We start from the raw sequence: 19,007 nt of genomic DNA on the forward strand, positions 1-19,007 counted from the left end.
GACGTGTTCCGCGCTGTCCGCTGGGTCCACCAGCGACCGGACAGGGCGGCCAGATCCGGGGATATGGGCTGAAGGTCGCCCCATCATGCGCGGTCCCGCTGACGCCGTTTATCCAGAATTCAACCCTCACTGTTGCCGACTGCCTGGAAAGCCGTGCACGGGTCAGATGTCGAGGATTACGTAAATATCGAGGTCTATGCCCCGTTGCTGATGATACGACCCCTATCTCCTCAACGGCACATATGCTGCCGAAGGACTGCACGCCATGCGGGATGTCCCTTTTGTTGGCAGGGTGTCAGTCAGTCCATTGACGCACAATGCGGTCGCTAACCATTCGTGCAGGTCTCCATGCACTTACAGGGCAGCCATCTGTCCGCCGGACATGAAGGTTCCGCACATCCGGACTGTTGCTGCGCATAATCATGTTTGCATTTTCTATCCGCAGGGGGATCGTCCTGCCGCGCGGGAAACAGATTGTAGTATCTCCCTTGAGACGCGCATTGAGAACGACAGGCACACAATTTTTGGTCTGTCCTGATGTATTGGCGCATCATGGCCGAATACGCACGTTCATCCGGCGAGAGGTGGAGGACGTCATGCACTTCTGGCGCCGGAATGATGCAAGGCTTTTCCGCTCACCGTCGCCTGAGATGGTTCGGTATCAGGCATCTTCCCGGCAACCGTGGCGTTCTTGATGGTTGCGGTCCATTTCTGTCACAGATGGTCCATGCAGGCGATATTGCGGTATTCGGCCAACATGCTCTGAATGTGTGCGATATGGTCAAACGTTCGGTCCTGTTCGCCCCGATGCGGCTGCGGCGTCACGTTCACAAGCTGCTGATTGATTCACTATTGCGGAAATCATCATGTGAGGCGTCTGCGGCTTCTCCGCCGTAATCAGGCCGCGCAGCACGTCAGGAAAGACGCCACACAGGGCAAAAGCGGCATCGCGGCGGCGTGATCGGAGCCAACCGGATGTGTGCCGCAGCGTGGGGATTATAGGGGGAATGGGGCGCGGGTACAAGCCAAAAACACTCCACGGATTTTCCACAGATCGAGGTGGATTTCCGTAGATATTAGTAGACGCTGATAGACTTTCCCGTTCCGGGAATTATCACACGCAACGCTCGTTTTTGGGAGAATACCCGGAGCCGAGTGGTGGGCGCAACAGGGATTGAACCTGTGACCCCTACCATGTCAAGGTAGTGCTCTACCGCTGAGCTATGCGCCCAATCGGCTCCGGTGAGGTGGCTTTTACTCACCCTTTCAGGGGGATGCAACCCCTGTTTTGAAAAAAATCACATTGACCCCAAAGCGGCCACCTGTCCCTATGGCAGGCATGTGCTGTCCCGCCTTCCTGCCTGTGATCTTGCATGGCCGTTCACGGCCGTCGCGTGCAGAAAAAATGCCGTGATGGACCCGGTCGCGCCGCCCTTCCACATCCATCATCCCGATGGGGCGGGAACGCCCGTAATCGTGGCCTCGCCCCATTCCGGGCGGGATTACCCGGCGGAATTCCTGCGCATGTCCCGGCTGGACGCCCGCGCCCTGCGCCGGAGCGAGGACTGCTACGTGGACCAGCTGTTCGCGGCGGCGCCGGGGCAGGGGGCCACATTGCTGCATGCAACCTTTCCCCGCGCCTATTGTGACGCCAATCGCGAGGCATGGGAACTTGATCCCACCATGTTCAGCGAAAAACTGCCTGACTGGTGCAATACGACCAGCAGCAAGGTACGCGCGGGGTTTGGCACGATTGCGCGCATGGTGTCCCATGACGGGCCGATCTATCCACGCCCGTTGCCTTTCAGCGAGGCCGAGGCCCGGATCCGTACCTGCTGGCAGCCCTATCATGACGCGCTGGGTCGCCTGGTGGACGACAGCATGGCGCGGCATGGCTGCTGCATCCTGCTGGATGCCCATTCCATGCCCGCGCTGAAGGGGCGGGGCATGCAGGCGGATTTTGTTCTGGGCAATGCGTGGGGTACGGCGTGTTCACCGCAACTGACGGCGCTGGTGGAACAGGTGCTGGTCGGTCATGGCTATGACGTGGCGCGCAATGTTCCCTTTGCCGGCGGATATGTCACGCGGCATTACGGGCGCCCGCGCCGTGGCGTGCAGGCGCTGCAACTGGAAATCAGCCGGGCATTGTACATGGATCAGGACACGCTGGCGCCTCATGCGGGTTTTGCCGCGGTGCAGGCGGTGTTGCGTGATCTGGTGGACCGTCTGGTGCTGTATGGCGGCCTGCTGGGGCAGCAGGCCGCTGAATAGTGGAGGGCCGGGCGGATGGCCCGGCCCCCGTCATGCGGTCAGGCCGTCTTGGTGGGAACCTGTCCCTGCGGCGTCTGGGTATTGACGGCTTCGGGCAGCAGGTGGGCCAGTACGGGCAGGATGGTGGCGGCGGGCAGGCCGGTCTTGTCCACCATGGCCTGCACCTGCTGGCTGCTGAGCAGGCTACGCAGTTCATCGGTGGAGATGGGCAGGTTATGGCCGTCCCCGATCCATGACCGGACCTTGTCCCCCAGTCCTGCCTGTTCCGCCTGCGTCAGCAGCGTGCTGAGGGTGTCGGGCGTCAGCAGCTGCGACAGATAGGAGTGCACCTGCTGCGACAGGCCCGATGCGCCCGCAAGGTCGCTCAGCTTGCCCATTACATCATTGAAGATACCGCTCATTCTGCTTTCTTTCCCGTCTCTCGTATGGGTGGGGTGCCGAGTATACGACACGACGGACAGTTATAGGAAATTTTGATAAAACAGGCCAAAAAAAAGCGGTGCATATGCACCGCTGAGTTTAGGGAGGAAACGTCCAAGAAGCAGGTGCACAAGGCAGTCTGCTTCCAGACTTTATGAGTGTCCTCACGGGGTTGTGTCAACAAAAAAAGCGGCGCTTACCGTCGTGCCTGATACATGTGCCATGAAAGCAACGTTTTGGCGTCCGTCATCCCGATATGGGGCAGGTCCGACAGGTCAAGGACACGCAGGCGGATATATTCATTTTCCCGTGCAAGGCCGGTCTGCCGGCCGGACAGGGCACGGGCCTGCGGTTCAGTCATGTGCAGTTCGGCATAATACAGGCCAATCGCCTCGTCACACCCGCCGGGGGACAGCCAGACATCGGTCAGCTTCACCAGATCCTGCGCACGGACCTGCAGATCCGCGCCAACTTCTTCCGACAGTTCGCGCAGCGCGGTGCTGACAAATGCGCCGCCATCCAGCATTCCCGCTGGCAGCGCCAGCAGGTCGGGCCGCGCCACGGGCACCCGTGCCTCGCACGTGACCACGGTCCGGTCGGGATGGCCGGGGCATTTCAGCACCAGCAGCACCGATACGGAATCCCCGCGCAGCAACGCAAGGCCGGGCACGCGGTGGCCGTCATGCAGGGCGTCGGCCTCGACCAGTATGAAGCCCATGCGGTGTGAATCAAAGGCAATGGCGTCGCGCACCAGCACGTGGCGCAGGGTGAAGCGTTCGCGCATGCCCTGATACCACCGGCGGAAATGCGGTGCGTCCAGCACCCGGCCGCGCAGGGCTGCGTCAATGCCGGGGGCAAAGGAAATATTTTCCGTCTGGGCCATGTGTCCGGTTCCTGTTGGTAGTGTGCCGGAAACAGGCCTGGCCCTTATCCCGGTGTGAATACGGCGTTCATGATGTCCGCCACCCGGCTGGCGTATTCCTGCGGGGCATGTTCGGTGGCGATGCGGGTCAGCGCGTTGTCCCGCACCGTGTCCCACAGGGTCTGGTCATGATAGAGGCGCACGATCTGCCGTGCAAAATCCGCCGGGTCCGTAACGCTGGCGCACAGCATGTCCTGCCCGTCGCGCCAGCCCGCCTGCTGGCACAATAGCGGGGATCCGACCACCGGCAGGCCGTTGGCGGCGGCTTCATGCAGTTTGTAGGCGATGCCGGCGGCGTAGCGGGTCGGGGCTACGAACACGCGGTGCTGGTCATAAACCGGGGCGGTGTCCGCGACACGACCCAGCATGCGCACGTTGGGGTTGTGGCGCAGGGGGCCAAGGTCAACGCGCGGGCCGGTATGGCCGCAGACGCTGAACCGGATATCTGCCCCCAGCTGCGCCACCAGCAGGGGCAGGACCTCGCTACTGAACCACGCGAGTGAGTCGAGGTTGGGCGAACGCATTTCATGGACCGCGCCAAGGAACAGGATATCCCGCCGTGCCGCCCATCCCGGCCCGGTGGGCCGTGGCACCTGCACATGGCCAAGGACCGACACGTTATCAAAGCCCGCGGCGCGCAGCAGGTCCGCCTCCGCCGCGTTGACCGCGACCACGCGCTGCGCCAGGAACAGGGGACGCAGTTCACGTTCCAGCCGTTCGGACAGCGGCGGCGACGGGGTGATGGCGTGCAGGCGGTCGTATTCCACGTCCCGGCAGGCGACCAGTGCCTCGGTATCGACCACGATGTGGCCGGCGGGAATGGATGACGCGGCATCGTTCAGGATACTGGCCACGCGGGCGGCGTTCTGCGTGCGGGCGATCCAGATCGCATCGAAACACCCGCTGCGCGCGCGCAGGAAATCAGGCAGGTCGGGCAGTTCGCGGTCGTGGATGACCTCCACGGTTTCGGGAAAGGCGGCAGCCAGCGTCGCGGCGCTTTCGATCGGGCGGAAGATGGGAAAGAGCGTAACATGGTAGCCAAGGGCCGCCAGCGTGGTCACGATGTCATGCGACCGGGTGAATCCCGACCCCAGATGGCGCAGCGGCAGCCTGTCCTCGATGAACAGGATGTGGCGCCCGTCATCCGCATGCCGGGCGCGGGCCTGCAGGGGATCATGCCGCAGCAGCCTGCGCCGCAGCGCGGGGGCATGCCTGCGGGTGAACAGATTATTGTTGCGCGCGATCAGCCGTGACGCGCTGGTTCCATCCGATGTGCCACATTCATAATGCACAAGGCAGACGCCCGGATCGTACATGATCCGGTACCCCAGCGTGCGGATGCGCATGCACAGGTCGGTTTCCTCGAAATAGGCGGGGGCGAAGCTTTCATCGAACCCGTCAAGCACCTGCAGCACGTCCGTCCGGACCATCAGGAACACGCCGGAACAGAAATCCACCGCGCGGACGAACCCCGCCTCGGGCACGCAGGGATGGGCGTCGCGCATGTAGCCCTGCACCGATCCGTCACGCCAGATCATGCTGCCTGCTTCCTGCAGCAGGCCATGCGTGCGGATGACACGGGCCCCGACCGCGCCGGTCGCCTCATCCGCCATAAGCCGCGACAGCGCGCGCGCCACCGCGCCATATTGCAGGTCCACGTCATTGTTGAGATACAGCGTGGCGGGGGCCCGCACCCGCGCCAGCGCCGCATTGCACCCGCGCACGAACCCGATATTGCCCGCAAAGCGCAGGACCTCGATCCCGCACACATGGTCCTCGATCCCGGCCACGCCATCGCGCGAGCCGGAATCCACCAGCAGGACCTGCATCGACCCGTGATAATTCGTCCGCAGCGAGGCAAGGGTGGACATGGTCAGCGCAAACTGGTCATGCGCCACGATGATGACGCTCAGCGCAGGTGGCGCATCGGACGTGAAGTCGATCCCGCCATTCAGCAGCAGCGGCAGGCGGGCGCTGCACATGTGGCGGAACAGGGCGCGGGCCTGATCTTCCGTGACTGCCGGTGGCGGGGGCGGTTTCAGGTCCGGGCGGGCGGCAAGGTAATGGCCCAGCCCGTCGCGCGCGCGGCGGGCGGCGATATCGGCCTGGACACCGGGATCGCGCATGTACTGCGCAAGGTCCAGCGTCGAACATGGCTTGCGCTGTTCATGCACGCCGTCACTGAGGAAATGGGCATAGCCGTTGCGCAGGTTCCCGGCTTCGATCGCGCCCAGCACGTCCGGGTTGACCATGGCATAAAAGGATTCGGAAAAGAATGGCCCCGGGTCGAACGCCTGTGGCGTGGTATTGCACAGGTAATGGTGCAGGGCGCTGCGCCATACGCCCTGCGTAATGTCCGCATGGGCGGCGGGATAGGTCTGTGCATACCATTCCGCGTCGAAATATAGCGACACGCTGCGACAGGGCAGGGCGGCCATGCCCTGGCGCAGGTAATCGGCAAAGGGGTGCGTGGTGGTGTCATGCTGGCATTCCGCCAGCAGGGCAAGGTAGGTTTCGGGATCGAAAAAGCACGACCCGCTGCGCATTTCCCCATCGCCCGTGCGCAGGTAGTGGTCATAGGCGTTGCGGTAGCCCCCGGCTTCCAGCGTCGCGGGCGTTATGTCGGGATAGGCCGCCAGATAGGCGCGCGTGTCAAACAGCCAGTGCGGGTTGTGCGTGTCCAGCCCTGCATTCAGGTAATGGTCGAACCCGCTGCGCCATGTCCCCTCCAGCACCTGCCGCGCAACATCGGGATAGGTGGCGCGGTACCAGTCCTCATCAAAAAAGGGATTGGGTGAATGGCCCAGCGCCGCGCCGTGTGCTTCATAAAACGCCTGCGCCTGCCCGGGCGGAATGTCCATAAGGTCGAGCATCGCCGCATGGCGGGCGTGGTACCATGCGGGATCGAACGTGGCCCACCCGGCAGCCATTTCCGCAGTATCCGAGGAAACAGCCATCGTGCATTCCTGTCCCTGTTCTGTTCAGGGAGGGGTTATGCACGCCAAAGGTTAATTTTTGATTGGTTCCGCCGGGGCGGGCGGGGCGGAAATATCGGCCACCTTCGCGTCAGCCGCCTTCTGCGCATCAGCGGGGGTAATGCGCACCACCAGTCCCTGGTCGCCTGCATTGATATAGACATGCGGGCACGCCATCGCGGCTGCCGACAGGACGACGGGCAGCTGGTGTTCCTGTCCGAACGGGCTGGTCCCGCCAGAGCGGAAACCGGTCAGGTCCGCCGATTTTTCCGGGCTCATCATCCGTGCGTTGCGGCCATCGAACAGGGCCGCGACCTTCTTGAAATTCACCTTGTGGTCGGCAGGCACCACCAGGCAGACCGGTGTCCTGCGGTCCACTTCCACCACCAGCGTCTTGAGCACACAGCCCGGGTCCGCCCCGATGGACTGCGCCGCCTGCATCCCGATCAGGCCGCCGCCGGGGGCGTATTCGTAATCATGCACCGAAAAGGGCACGCCGTGAGCGGCCAGGAATTCAGTGGCTTTGGTCTGCTGTGTCACGTTCTGCTCCCGCTGGTCGCGGGTGTGCCCGCGCTTCATGCACCAAGGATAAAATAGCACCCGGTGTCATGCAAGTGCCTGATATGCGACTTCAGCGCGGGCGTCCTGCCCGCCACAGCCCCGGCATGGCCAGCATGATCAAGCCACCCCCCAGCAGCACCAGCAACCGCATGCCATACAGCCGGTAGCCGATCGCGCCACCCACGCCCCCCAGCGCAAAGCAGGCAATGATCGCGCCATGCAGCCGCACCCGTTCGCGTACCCGCATTGCCCCCGGGTTCTGCAGCAGTTGCGCCAGTTCCATGCCAAGGTCGGTCAGCATGCCCGTCATATGGGTGGTGCGGACCCGCGCGCCGGAAATATGGGTAACGGTGGCGTTCTGCAGCCCCATAAGGAAACCCATGCCATATCCCAGCGCGCCCGCTTCCATCCATGCGGGCAGCAGGATGGACAATATGCCCAGCGCTGCCAGCAGCGTGCCCTCCAGCGCGATGCTGGCGGCATGGACCGCGCGCATGCCCAGCCTGCGCCCCGCCCCCACCAGCAGCGTGGCCGCGCACCCGCCCATGACAAACGCCCCGACCAGCCCGATACACGACAGGACGGACACCATGCCCCCATCGCCCACGCCAACGGCCAGCGCCGACAGGTTGCCGGTCATGTTGGCGGTATAATACCCAAGCGCCAGAAACCCCGCCACGTTCACCCCGCCTGCCGCCGCTGCCAGCGTGCAGCCCAGCCGCAGGTCGGTACCGATATTGCGTGACGCCCCTTCGTGAACCAGCATGCCCCTTGTTCCATCCATAGCGGGAAGCCGCCCGCCCATGAACTGTGGTATCCGCCATGGGGCGTGGGATATGCAACCCGAAACACCACAGGGCATGTGCGCGCGTCCTGATCACATCATGGCGAGGCAGGATGGCACGTGGTACAGTAACTGCAACCCTTGGTTGCTGGTATCGGTATGCCTGTCCTATATTTATTATAGAATTTTTGATCATATGGGCGCTGCGGAACCTGCCATGCGCCGCGTGCTTTCCTGAACTGGTGAATGGTATATCATCATGACGGAGGCGCCGCATTTTTGCCATTGTTCGCCATTAACGGGCGCGAACAATTCATGTAACATAATGTTATAAATTCATTTTGGCAGGCATATTATTTAAAATTATTAATATAATGGTTACAGAATACCGTATATGAAAATGCAGGTTTCCGGTTTTACCTGATTCATGATCCGCAAATGCCTGCATATCCTGTATCGCGCAGGTTCGCAGGATAGGAACTTATGCCTACAAACTGTCATATGGCTGTTCTTATGCTGAAAATGTAATCAGAATTTTGTTCAGGGTTGATGATATGTACCAAAATGAACAAATTAACATCCGTGTAATCAATTCATGCGGGAATTGCGGGATGGTGTCCGGTTTTGGGCAGAAAAACCCGGGTTTTAGTTAATTGTTCGTAAACAATACAACCGGCGGGATATCCTTTCCTCTCCATACAGCATATCTTTTCACAATCCGGGGTTGTTTTTTCTGTCAGTGCCGCGAATGCGTCTGTCTATACATATGGACAGGCACGAATGATGATGGCATGTTCTAAAAAACACTTAAATAATTTTTGTAAATAACAGCGTAATAGTGACTGGTTCAGTATTCACGTTTCCAGCATCCCGATGCGACGGTTTCCCCCGTCCGTACGCGGCGGGGACTGGAACAGTATGGTTGAGTAATGATTGATATTCTGATTTGTGATGCCCACCTGTACCTTGACCACGACTGGGAAATTCCCGGTGGCTGGATCGCCATCGAAAAAAACCGCATTCATTCCGCAGGCGGCCCGCAGCAGTCCCCACCGCAGGCTGCGCGGGTCATCAATGCGGGTGGGCGGCTGGTCACGCCCGGCCTGGTCAATGCCCACCACCACATGTACCAGAACCTGACGCGTTCGTACGCGCCGGTGACGCGCCTGCGGCTGTTCGCATGGCTGCAGACGCTGTACCCGCTATGGGCCGGGCTGGATGCGGATTCCGTCTATGTGTCCACCTACATCGCCATGATCGAGCTGTTGCTGGGGGGGTGCACCACCTCCATGGATCATATGTATATCCATCCCCGGCCGCGTCTGATTGATGAACAGTTCCGGGCCGCGCATGATATTGGCATGCGCTTCTACGCCACGCGCGGCAGCATGACGCGCGCGCAGGCGGATGGCGGGCTGCCTCCGGCTGGTCTTGTGCAGGATGAGGATACGATCCTGTCCGACTGCGAACGCCTGGTCAGCGCGTTTCATGATCCCGCACCCGGCGCCATGGGCCGCGTGGCGCTGGGTCCGGTCTCCATGTTTTCGGCGTCCGAACGCATCATGCGCGAATCCCTGACCATGGCCGAACGCCTCGACCTGCGACTGCATACCCATCTGGGCGAGGACATGGAGGAAGATGATTTCTGCCTGAGCATGTACAACTGCACCCCGACCGAGCAGTTCGAGCGGATGGGCTGGGCCAGCCCGCGCACATGGGTCGCGCATTACATCTATCCATCCCCGTCCGAAGTCACCCGCATGGCGAAGGCCGGGATCAGCGTGGTGCAGTGCCCCAGTTCCAACATGATGATCGGTGGCGGCAGCGCGGATGCGCTGGACATGCGCGAACGCGGCATAAAGGTCGGGCTGGGCTGCAACGGGTCGGCTACGACTGATCATGCTTCCATGTGGATGGAAACACGCAACGCCATGCTGCTGGGCCGGGTCAGCCATGGCCCTGCAGCCATGGGCGCGCGTGAAGCGCTGGACATGGCCACCCGTGGCGGCGCCGCCTGTCTTGGCTGGGACGATGAAATCGGGCACCTGCGTCCGGGCGCATGCGCCGATCTGGTGATCTGGCATGCGAACGAGGTGGCGCTGGCCGGGGCGGTGACCGACCCGGTGGAAGCGTGGCTGCGCTGCGGCCCGGCCGTGGCGGGCACGTCCATCGTGAATGGCAGGGTACTGGTGGAAAACTGCCAGCCCACCATGACGGCGCTGAAGGACGTGCTGCGCGAGCATGCGCGGCAGGCGCGGCGGATCCAGAAAATCGCCTAGAACCTTCATCCCGGAATCCGCCGCAGCGGGCAGGGGACGGTTCCATCCCCCCGATTACTGCTGCATGACCCCTTGTGTCTGGCGTGTGCATGGTTAGCATGCGTACCGGGTATGTCAGCAGGTGATGTGCCGTGGAAGGTAGGTGTGCGCACCTTCCATCCCTTGTGACAAGGATTGCATGCATGATCCTGCCGCGCCGGCAGCTTCTGGCCACCGCGGGGGCCGCGTTTTCCACCGGGCTTGTGGCCCGTCATGGGCTGGCGGCGGCCCCGACCGCCACGGACCGGCTTCTGGCGGGGCTGGCGGATCCGTTTTCCACGGTTGCGCCCATGCCCCCGGTCGCGGAGGAAGATGCCCTGCTGGCGCTGGGCTATGTCGGCCCGGTCAGTGATGGCGGCTGGACCGAAATGCATCATGTTGCGGTGCAGGCCGTGCGCCGTGCCTTTCCAAGGCTGCGTACGGTGTATGTGGAAAGCATGCCATATTCCGCCGACGCTACGCGCCTGCTGCGTGAATTCGTGGCGGAAGGGGCGCAGCTGGTCATGACCGGCGCGGATTATGGGGATTTCCTGACCGATGTGGCGGCCCGCGCGCCCGATACGGCCTTCATGCAGTGCGACGGGCGGCCCATCCGCGCCAATGTCAGCTGGTACTATATCGCGCACTGGTATGTCAGCTACGTGATCGGGGTTGCGGCGGGCCTGCTCAGCAGGGACGGCAGGCTGGGCTTCATTGCGTCCTTTCCGCTGCCGTCAGCCTATGCCGGGGCCAATGCCGCCCTTATGGGCGCGCGCAGCGTCAATCCCGATGCCACCATGCAGGTCATCAGCATCAACGCCTGGTTCGACCCGCAGGCGGCGATCCAGGCGGCCAATGCGCTGGCGGACAAGGGGTGCGACTTCCTGTTCGGGATCATGGATGAAGCAGGCTACCTGCATGTGGCGCAGGAACGCGGGCTGTGGGCGGCCATGTGGAACAAGGACATACGGCAGTTCGGACCGGATGCATACGTGGCGTCGGTCGTGCTGGATTTCGCACAGTTCTACATAGCGCAGGTGCGCGCGCGGCTGGCGGGAACATGGCGGCCTGTCCCGCAACTGCTGATGATGGGGCAGGGCGTGGACCGTGACCCGTGGGGCCAGCGCGTGCCGCAGGCCGTACGCGACCGGGCGGATGCCGTGCGCGCGCGCATCATGGGCGGCTGGTCGCCCTTCAGTGGCCCCATCCGTGACCAGCACGGCAACCTGCGCGTGGCCGAAGGCACCACGATGAATGACCTTGATCTGTATAACTGGGACTGGGCGGTAGACGGGGTCAGCGGATTGCCATAGGCAACCCGTTCCTTTTCCCCAGATCAGACGCATAACGCCCCTCTGCGCCGCAATGGTTGTGTGTACTTTCGTTTACGGTAAAAACAAACGGGGATTATCAGGCCGGAGCAGTTTTTTTGAGCGATATTAAACTTTTTCAGATCAGCGATAATAAAGCGAGCGAACTGTCTGGATCATCAGCGCCGCTTGAAAGGGCATTGCAGACCCTTTTTGAGAAAAATCTGGAAGCATTGCTGGGTGTCCGCTTTCTGGCATCCGAATATTCTACAACCCATGGCGGTCGCATGGATACGCTGGGACTGGATGAAAACAGTTACCCGGTTATAATCGAATACAAAAGAAACATAAATGAAAACGTCATCAATCAGGGTCTGTTCTATCTTGACTGGCTGATGGATCATAAGGCCGATTTCCGGCTTCTTGTGCAGGAAAACCTGGGCAAGGAAAAAGCCGATGCCATTGAATGGAGTGCGCCGCGCCTGATCTGTATCGCAGCGGATTTCACCCGCTATGACCTGCATGCCATCAAGCAGATGGGGCGAAATATTGAACTGATCCGCTACAGACGTTTCGGGCAGGATCTGCTGATGCTGGATTTGCTGACAAGCGTATCATCATCCAGCATCAGCCAGCCGGTAATAAACCCATCCATGCCGATGGCGGACGCTGCCATGGCTGTTACAGGCAGCGCAAAAGGAGCTACACGCCACAAGACAAATTCAGAAAGTCTGGCTGATGCAGGGGAGGCGCTGACAAACCTGTACTCGGATACAGTCGCCTATCTTCTTTCACTGGGTGATGACGTTACGCAGAAAACCCTGAACTGTTACTTCGCATTCAAGCGGATAAAGAACTTTGTCTGTCTGGAAGTGAAGCCAACCCTTGATCTGCTCCGGCTTTACCTGAAGGTCGACCCTTATACTGTCGCGCTGGAAAAGGGCTTTACACGCAATGTTAAAAACAAGGGCCATTTCGGAACGGGCGACCTTGAGGTGACACTGCGTAACCTCAATGATCTGGAGCGTGCCAAACCCCTGATTGAAAAATCATACGAAAGTTCCTGACACGCCCATACCGAAACGGGGCAGGCACGTGTCCAGGCCCCGTTTACGCCTCTGTGTCATGCACCTTGCGCCCCGCCACCCATACGGTCCGGATGTTGGGCCTGCCGATATTGCACAGGATCTGCTGCACTACGTCCGCTGCCACACGGTCCGTTTCGCCATGGACAGGGGGCAGGATGTTGCTGCCGGGGGCCGTGCGGTCGATCATGATGGCGTCAAACGCCTGTCCCGCATCAAACTGCCCCGCTGCGATGTCCAGCGCCGCCGTTCCCCCGCGCGTGGCCAGCCACAGTCCTTCGGCAAATGTCAGGCGTGCGCCCGGCCTGCCGCGGTCCCCGGCCGCACGGGCGGGGTCGGTGCCGGTATCCAGCATGCGCGACGCGGTCACGGCCATGGCGGCGTTGACCGCGATGGACGGCGAGTATCCGCCCGACAGGTCGGTGCCCAGCCCCACATGCACGCCAGCCTGCCATGCCGCGCGCAGTGGCAGCACAGCACCCGCGAAATAGGCATTGGACAGCGGGCAGTGCGCGATCGCCGCCCCGCGCGCCTGCACCAGCGCCATGTCCGCTGCCGTCATGTGGCACGAATGGGCCAGCACCGTGCCCCGACGCAGCAGGCCGAAACGGTCCAGCGCCATCGTGTCGTTCACGCCAGTCCGCTGGCGGACATAGTCATGTTCCCAGTCACTTTCGGAACAGTGGGTCTGGATCAGGCAGTCTTCTTCCACCGCCAGTTCGCCCAGTCCCCGCAGCAGGTTGTCAGTGCACGCAGGGATGAAGCGCGGCGTGACCATGGGGCGCACAAGTTCCCCTTCATTGCCCGGCAGCGCCCGCACGGCATGGATGAAGCGGCGCGTGGCGGCCAGCGCCTGGTCCACGCTGGCATTGCGATAGGTGGGGGGACATAGCGCCGGATCATCCATCGCCACCAGCCCGACCAGGGCGCGCAGCCCGTGGCGCAGGCAGGTACGGGCCAGCAGCAGGCTGCTTTCTTCATGGATGGTTGCGAAAAACACGGCGGTGGTCGTGCCGTTGGCCAGCAGGGTGCGGACCATTTCATCATAGACCGGGGCGGCGAAGGCGGGATCGGCAAAGCGGGCTTCCAGCGGGAAGGTCCGCTGTTCCAGCCAGTCACGCAGCGGCAGGTCCAGCGCCCGGCCCATCTGCGGCCATTGCGGGGCATGGACATGCAGGTCCGTAAAACCGGGCGTCAGCACCTGTGACGCCGACAGCGTGCGGACCGGCATGCCCTGCCGGGCAGCATGGTCCAGCATCTGTGTGGCCATGGGGCTGTCTGATGCGTGGCGGGCGACGATCCGGCCATCCGCCCCGACATGCACCACGCAGTCCGTCAACGTTGTCCGGTCGGGGGTGACCGGGTTGATGACCTGACCGCGAATAACGAACTGACCCATGCTGCAGCTTCCCACCATCATTGCGAAAACGGATCATTATCTTCCGCCCGCGCCGATCTGCACAGCCCCAAAACCACATGCGCGGCCATGCAGGCCCGAAAAAGGGACAGGTCCGGGCACGTGGCGCGCAGGGCGGGCGGGGCAAACTCCACGGGCATGGGAAAAGCCGTTGAAAATACGGGAGGAATCCGGATCTCCCATTTTTTTCCACAGGGTTATCTTTCTCCCTATCCCCGGAATCTGTGGATAACGTCCCGCTCCCTCAATGATAGCGGCAGGGCTGGTTGGGGATCGGCGCATTGGCGGACTGGATGACCATAAGCGTGACCGGACCCTTGCCGATATTGCCCGCGTCATGACCCTTCTTCCCGCGATAGGGGCCGGTTTCCATGGGGCGTACGCCTTGGTCCTCGCCAAACAGGATGTCGCCTGGTCCCATTTCCACGCGCGTGCCGTCCATGGCGCGGACATACCACCGGCCCTGCAGCGGCACGATCCACTGGGGTTTCGGGTCGGGATGCCATGTGCCGTTCCAGCGGGCGGGCTGCACGGTGACCATGATGGTCGCCACCTGTGGTTCCATGGGGTCCTGCCATTGCGGGTCAGCGGGCGGCGACATGCTTTTCAGGAAGAAGTCATGCACCGGGCAGGTGGTGATATGGCTGATCCCCCTGTCATCGGTCCATAAATGCCGGTAGGTGCGCTGGGGCGGGGGGGACTGTGGCTGCGTGGCGTCGGACAGGATGGCGGGATGGGGGGCCGCTGGCGGCACGGCGGCCATGGCGGAAGTCAGGCCCGGCAGGGCGGCAAGGCCAAGTGACAGTGCGAGGGCGCGCGGGGACATGGCGGGAACCTCCGGAACGGAAAGGGAAAAATCGGGGTCAGTGCGTGGGCGCGGCGTCACCGTATGTCAGGCGGTAAATGGCGCCGGACAGGTCATCGCTGATCAGCATGCTGCCATCCGGCAGGGGCAGGACATCGGCCGGGCGGCCCCATGCGCGCTGGCCCTGGCGGAACCCGCTTACCAGCACGGCGGGGGGCTGCGGCCTGTTATCTGCGGCGAAACCGACACTGACCACCTGGTGCCCCGAAAGCTGGCTGCGGTTCCATGACCCGTGTTCGGCAATCATCAGGCTGCCGTGATAGGGGGCGGGGAATTCGGTGCCTTCATAAAACCGCAGCCCCAGTGCCGCGACATGCGCACCCAGCAGCAGGGCGGGCGGGGTGAATTCGCTGCACGGGTGCCGGTTGCCGAACTGCGGGTCCGCGATGTCGCCCTGATGGCAGTAGGGATAGCCAAAGGACTGCCCCGGCACGTCCACCCGGTTCAGTTCATCGGACGGCACGTCATCACCCATGTTGTCGCGTCCGTTATCGGTAAACCACATCACCCCCGTGCCCGGCTGCCACGTGAGGCCGACCGAGTTGCGGATGCCGTACGCCACATCGCGGCGGTCCGTGCCATTGGCGTTCATGGATATGATGCGCCCGAATTCATGTCCCACGTCGCATACGTTGCATGGTGCGCCAATGGGTACATACAGGCGGTTGTCCGGCCCGAACGCAATGAACTTCCACGAATGGTCACCGGGGCGGTAGGGCAGGTTATCGGCCACGACTTCCGGCCTGGGCGGGGCGTCCAGATGGTCCTCTATCGCGCGCAGCACGACAATGCGCCGCATGTCGGACACATACAGGTCGCCATCATGGTAGGCCACGCCCACGGGCAGGCTCAGGCCACGGGCAATGGTCCGCACCTGCACCGGGCCACCGCCGTCAACGCCGGTCAGGGCATAGACGCTGCCCGCCCCCATGCTGCCCACGAATATGGTGCCCCGTGCGCCACGCACCATTTCGCGCGCGTTGGGCACATGGTCGGACACCACGCTGACATGGAACCCCGGCGGCACCTGCAGCAGGTCGGTGCGTGGCGCCGCCCGTGCAGTTGTGGCGGACAGCAGGGCCGCGGCGCTGGCCACCCCCATCAGGATTACGGAAATGCGGGGCATGCGGGCACTCCTGTCACGACAGATGGCATGGCGGGAAGGGGAGGCCGCGCGGTCACGAGACAAGCTGGCGGATGCGTTCGGCCAGTGCGGTGGCGGAATACGGCTTGCGCTCCACCGGGATGTCACGCAGGTCGGGCGGGATCATGGTGCGGTCGGCATAGCCGGTGGCGAAAATGAACGGCACGCCCCGCGCGCGCAGCATGTGCGCGATCTCGATCGAGCTTTCATCCCCAAGGTTGACATCCAGTATCGCGACGTCAGGCAGGCGGGTGCGGATGGCGGTCAGTGCCTCATATACCGAAGCCACGGTGCGGACCTGTCCCAGATTGCTTTCCTCGATCGCCCATTCGGCTTCCATCGCAATCAGGAACTGGTCCTCGACCAGCAGGATATCGGCGTCAATCACGTTCTCCTCCTTTCCGGAGACCGGGGTGGCGACGGCGGGGGTGGTGTCCTCCGCCACGGGTGGCGGGGCGGCGGTGGCATGGCGGGCGGGCAGGCCCATGATCACCTCCAGTCCGCCTGGATGGTAGTTGACATGTGCGTGTCCCCCCAGTTCGTGCGGGAATCCACGCTCGATCAGGACGGAGCCGAAGCCCCGGCGCGCGGGTGGCGTAATGCCCGGCACCCCGCTTTCGCGCCATGCAATGCGCCATTCATCCCGCGCGGCGTCATGCTGCCACGTAATGTCCAGCCGCCCGCGGGCGTGGCCCAGCGCACCATATTTGACGGCATTGGTGGCCAGTTCATGCACCACCAGCGCCAGAACCGACAGGGCGCGGCCCGTCAGCCAGACAGGCGGCCCGTCGCATGTGATGAAACAACGTTCCCGATAGGGGGCAAGTTCCGCATCCAGCAGCGCGCGCAGCAGGCCGCCGCCTTCGCTGCGCACCGCCTGGTCATGCGCCAGCGCCAGCGCGCGTATGCGCCCGCGCAGCCGGTCGACGTGGTCCTGCGCCGTGCCGCCGGGTTCCAGCGGCTGACTGACCAGTGACTGCACCACCGACAGGATGTTCTTCACGCGGTGGTTCAGTTCCTCGTTCAGCATGCGCTGGCGCAGGTCGGCCGTGGCGCGTTCGCTCAGCTGCAACTGGTGGTACGCGCCCATGACCTCGATCAGGGCGGAACGGACAAGTCCCGCCGCCTCCACGTCATCGCCCGACCATGGCAGGCATTCGCGCGTGACCTGCTGGGTCCAGATGGCGAAGCTGGTGCGGGGGCCGAAATACCCGTCCTCGGCTTCCGCACGGGGGCGGCTGGCGGGGTCGGCGCTCCATTTCAGGGTGCGCACGACTTCGCGCCGGAATACCAGCAGGTAGTCGCCCGGCTGCGATGAAATCGGGACGATCATCACGCCCGCCGCCTGCGTCGCGTAATCCGCCGCATCCGCGATCAGCGCCGACAGGCAGGCGGTGTGCCAGATCTGCGTGCCCGCGCGCTGGCGGGCAAGGTCCAGCAGCCCGGTCATGGCTTCGGGCGGCGGATGCGCGCCATGCAGGGTCCACTGCCCGCCCACCCACAGCGCCGCCCCGTCGCACTGCACGAAGGACAGCATGTCCGTCAGGTGCGACATGAGGTACGCCGGCATGTCCGCCACCGGGGCCGCGCCCTTCAGCAGCGTTTCGATCAGCGTATGGGTCTGCCGCGTCATGGACAGCCGCTTGGTGCGCAGCAGGTTGGTGATCTGCAGCGACAGGAATTCGCCAAACATGCGCGCGACGATCCGCTGGCTCATGTTCATGATGTGGGGGCTGTAATGGTGCCCCGCGATCATGCCCCACAGCCGTCCGTCCACCATGAGTGAGACGGACACGCACCCCGCCACGCCCATAGTACGCAGGTAACCGGAATGGATGGATGTCGCAGCCCGCAGGTGCGCATGCGACAGGTCGGGCGGCGGCATGCCGGCGGGCGAGATGACGGGAATGGGTGTTGCGGCCGCATCCCCGATCACGCGGATCAGGTTGGTGCTGTACAGCCTGCGCGCGGGATCGGGGATGTCGCTGGCAGGAAAGTGCTGGCCAAGGAAACTTTCAAGGTCGGGGGCATGGTATTCCGCCGCGACCTTTCCGGACCCGTCCTCGGCAAAGCGGTAGAGCATCACCCGGTCGAAACGCAGCACCCCGGCAAACAGCCGGACCACGGTGCGGAACAGGCGGTCGAAATCCGTGATCTCACGGATCCGGTCGATCATGGTGCGCAGCAGCGACATGTACGACCCGTCGCCATCGGACCGGGCCGCAGGTTCCCATTCCAGCAGGATGTCGCGTCCCGCGGTATGGATGGCCACGTCATAGCGCCTGCCATCGGGCGCTTCCTGACCGAACACCAGCGCGGGGCGGCGGTGGGCCTCGCCATGGGTGGCGAGGGCGTTGCGGATGTTGTGGGTGGCCTCCCGCCCTACCACCTCACGCAGCAGCAGGCCGTCCAGCATCCCGTCGCGCCCTACGCAGCGCGGGGCGTTGGCGGACCAGCGCACGATCCGTTCCAGCCGCGCGTCGCACGCCAGCAGCCAGCCATGGGGCTGGATATGGTCGGTGGCCCACGTCATGCCACCCGCCCCCGCGGCACGGGGCATGCCGCGCCATGCGGGCAGGCGGGGCGGTGGGCCATCCCTGCCATCATCATTATGTGATATGCCGGTATCGGTCCCATGCACGTTCCTGCCATGGCCATGTGGTGGCGCGTGCCGCCGGGCCGGGGTTGTTCCATCGCCGTGCCCGCCCCACCACCGGGGCGGTGTAACGGGTGCGCCAGCATACCGCCCCGGTGGCGGACGCAACAGGCCCGCCGTACACACCTCATTGTGATGTAACGCCGCGCCATGTCCGTTCGTCCCCGGCCGCAACCTGCCTGCGTCATGCGTGAATACATGAATGTATAATACAATATTTTATATATACTTCCATATACCTTTTCTTAACCCCTTCGGGTGCATGAAACATCATGCTGGCTGTCGCCTATTGCAACGGCC

At 63.0% G+C, this 19,007-nt stretch carries 13 protein-coding genes and 1 tRNA gene; 4 read left to right on the forward strand and 10 right to left on the reverse strand.

Annotation, left to right across the window (positions count from 1 at the left end; genetic code table 11):
• Positions 1–1,156 precede the first annotated feature (1,156 nt).
• Positions 1,157–1,231 (reverse strand) — tRNA-Val (locus tag B7449_RS06120).
• Positions 1,232–1,413: 182 nt separating this feature from the next.
• On the opposite strand from B7449_RS06120, the gene B7449_RS06125 reads away from it, so the two are divergent.
• The gene (locus tag B7449_RS06125) at positions 1,414–2,271 is read left to right on the forward strand and encodes an N-formylglutamate amidohydrolase (RefSeq protein WP_039735869.1); all 858 of its coding nucleotides are present in this window, start codon (positions 1,414–1,416) and stop codon (positions 2,269–2,271) included.
• A gap of 38 nt (positions 2,272–2,309) precedes the next feature.
• On the opposite strand, the gene B7449_RS06130 is transcribed toward B7449_RS06125, so the two are convergent.
• The 5 genes from B7449_RS06130 to B7449_RS06150 form a co-directional block, all read right to left on the reverse strand.
• Positions 2,310–2,672: a YidB family protein gene (locus B7449_RS06130; RefSeq protein WP_039735828.1), complete on the reverse strand. Its 363-nt coding sequence runs from the start codon at positions 2,670–2,672 to the stop codon at positions 2,310–2,312.
• Positions 2,673–2,887: 215 nt separating this feature from the next.
• A complete protein-coding gene (locus B7449_RS06135) occupies positions 2,888–3,574 on the reverse strand; it encodes an NUDIX domain-containing protein (protein ID WP_039735829.1) in 687 nt (228 codons plus the stop codon).
• A 44-nt stretch (positions 3,575–3,618) separates the two neighbouring features.
• Positions 3,619–6,570, reverse strand: a complete 2,952-nt coding sequence (locus B7449_RS06140; protein WP_039735831.1) for a glycosyltransferase — start codon at positions 6,568–6,570, stop codon at positions 3,619–3,621.
• A gap of 51 nt (positions 6,571–6,621) precedes the next feature.
• Positions 6,622–7,128, reverse strand: coding sequence for an aminoacyl-tRNA deacylase (locus B7449_RS06145; protein ID WP_039735870.1), 507 nt, complete (start codon positions 7,126–7,128; stop codon positions 6,622–6,624).
• 91 nt (positions 7,129–7,219) lie between these two features.
• A complete protein-coding gene (locus B7449_RS06150; RefSeq protein WP_039735871.1) occupies positions 7,220–7,915 on the reverse strand; it encodes a YoaK family protein in 696 nt (231 codons plus the stop codon).
• Between the two features lie 947 nt (positions 7,916–8,862).
• On the opposite strand from B7449_RS06150, the gene B7449_RS06155 reads away from it, so the two are divergent.
• The 3 genes from B7449_RS06155 to B7449_RS06165 all read left to right on the forward strand — a co-directional run bounded on the left by B7449_RS06155 (position 8,863) and on the right by B7449_RS06165 (position 12,607).
• Positions 8,863–10,212 carry an amidohydrolase family protein gene (locus B7449_RS06155; RefSeq protein ID WP_039735832.1) on the forward strand — a complete coding sequence of 450 codons (1,350 nt, stop codon included), beginning with the start codon at positions 8,863–8,865 and terminating at the stop codon, positions 10,210–10,212.
• A 182-nt stretch (positions 10,213–10,394) separates the two neighbouring features.
• Positions 10,395–11,543: a BMP family ABC transporter substrate-binding protein gene (locus B7449_RS06160; RefSeq protein WP_039735833.1), complete on the forward strand. Its 1,149-nt coding sequence runs from the start codon at positions 10,395–10,397 to the stop codon at positions 11,541–11,543.
• Between the two features lie 116 nt (positions 11,544–11,659).
• A complete protein-coding gene (locus B7449_RS06165; protein WP_039735835.1) occupies positions 11,660–12,607 on the forward strand; it encodes a DUF5655 domain-containing protein in 948 nt (315 codons plus the stop codon).
• A 43-nt stretch (positions 12,608–12,650) separates the two neighbouring features.
• On the opposite strand, the gene B7449_RS06170 is transcribed toward B7449_RS06165, so the two are convergent.
• From B7449_RS06170 to B7449_RS06185, 4 genes are all read right to left on the reverse strand, one after another.
• The gene (locus tag B7449_RS06170; RefSeq protein WP_039735872.1) at positions 12,651–14,024 is read right to left on the reverse strand and encodes an amidohydrolase family protein; all 1,374 of its coding nucleotides are present in this window, start codon (positions 14,022–14,024) and stop codon (positions 12,651–12,653) included.
• Between the two features lie 262 nt (positions 14,025–14,286).
• Positions 14,287–14,868: a cupin domain-containing protein gene (locus B7449_RS06175; protein WP_039735873.1), complete on the reverse strand. Its 582-nt coding sequence runs from the start codon at positions 14,866–14,868 to the stop codon at positions 14,287–14,289.
• Positions 14,869–14,905: 37 nt separating this feature from the next.
• Positions 14,906–16,033, reverse strand: coding sequence for a PQQ-dependent sugar dehydrogenase (locus B7449_RS06180; RefSeq protein WP_039735836.1), 1,128 nt, complete (start codon positions 16,031–16,033; stop codon positions 14,906–14,908).
• A gap of 52 nt (positions 16,034–16,085) precedes the next feature.
• Complete coding sequence (locus tag B7449_RS06185; RefSeq protein WP_235721177.1) at positions 16,086–18,815, reverse strand: HWE histidine kinase domain-containing protein; 2,730 nt, start codon at positions 18,813–18,815, stop codon at positions 16,086–16,088.
• Between the last annotated feature and the right edge of the window lie 192 nt (positions 18,816–19,007).

It is taken from the genome of Komagataeibacter intermedius TF2 (genome assembly GCF_000964425.1).
GTDB classification, from domain to species: domain Bacteria; phylum Pseudomonadota; class Alphaproteobacteria; order Acetobacterales; family Acetobacteraceae; genus Komagataeibacter; species Komagataeibacter intermedius.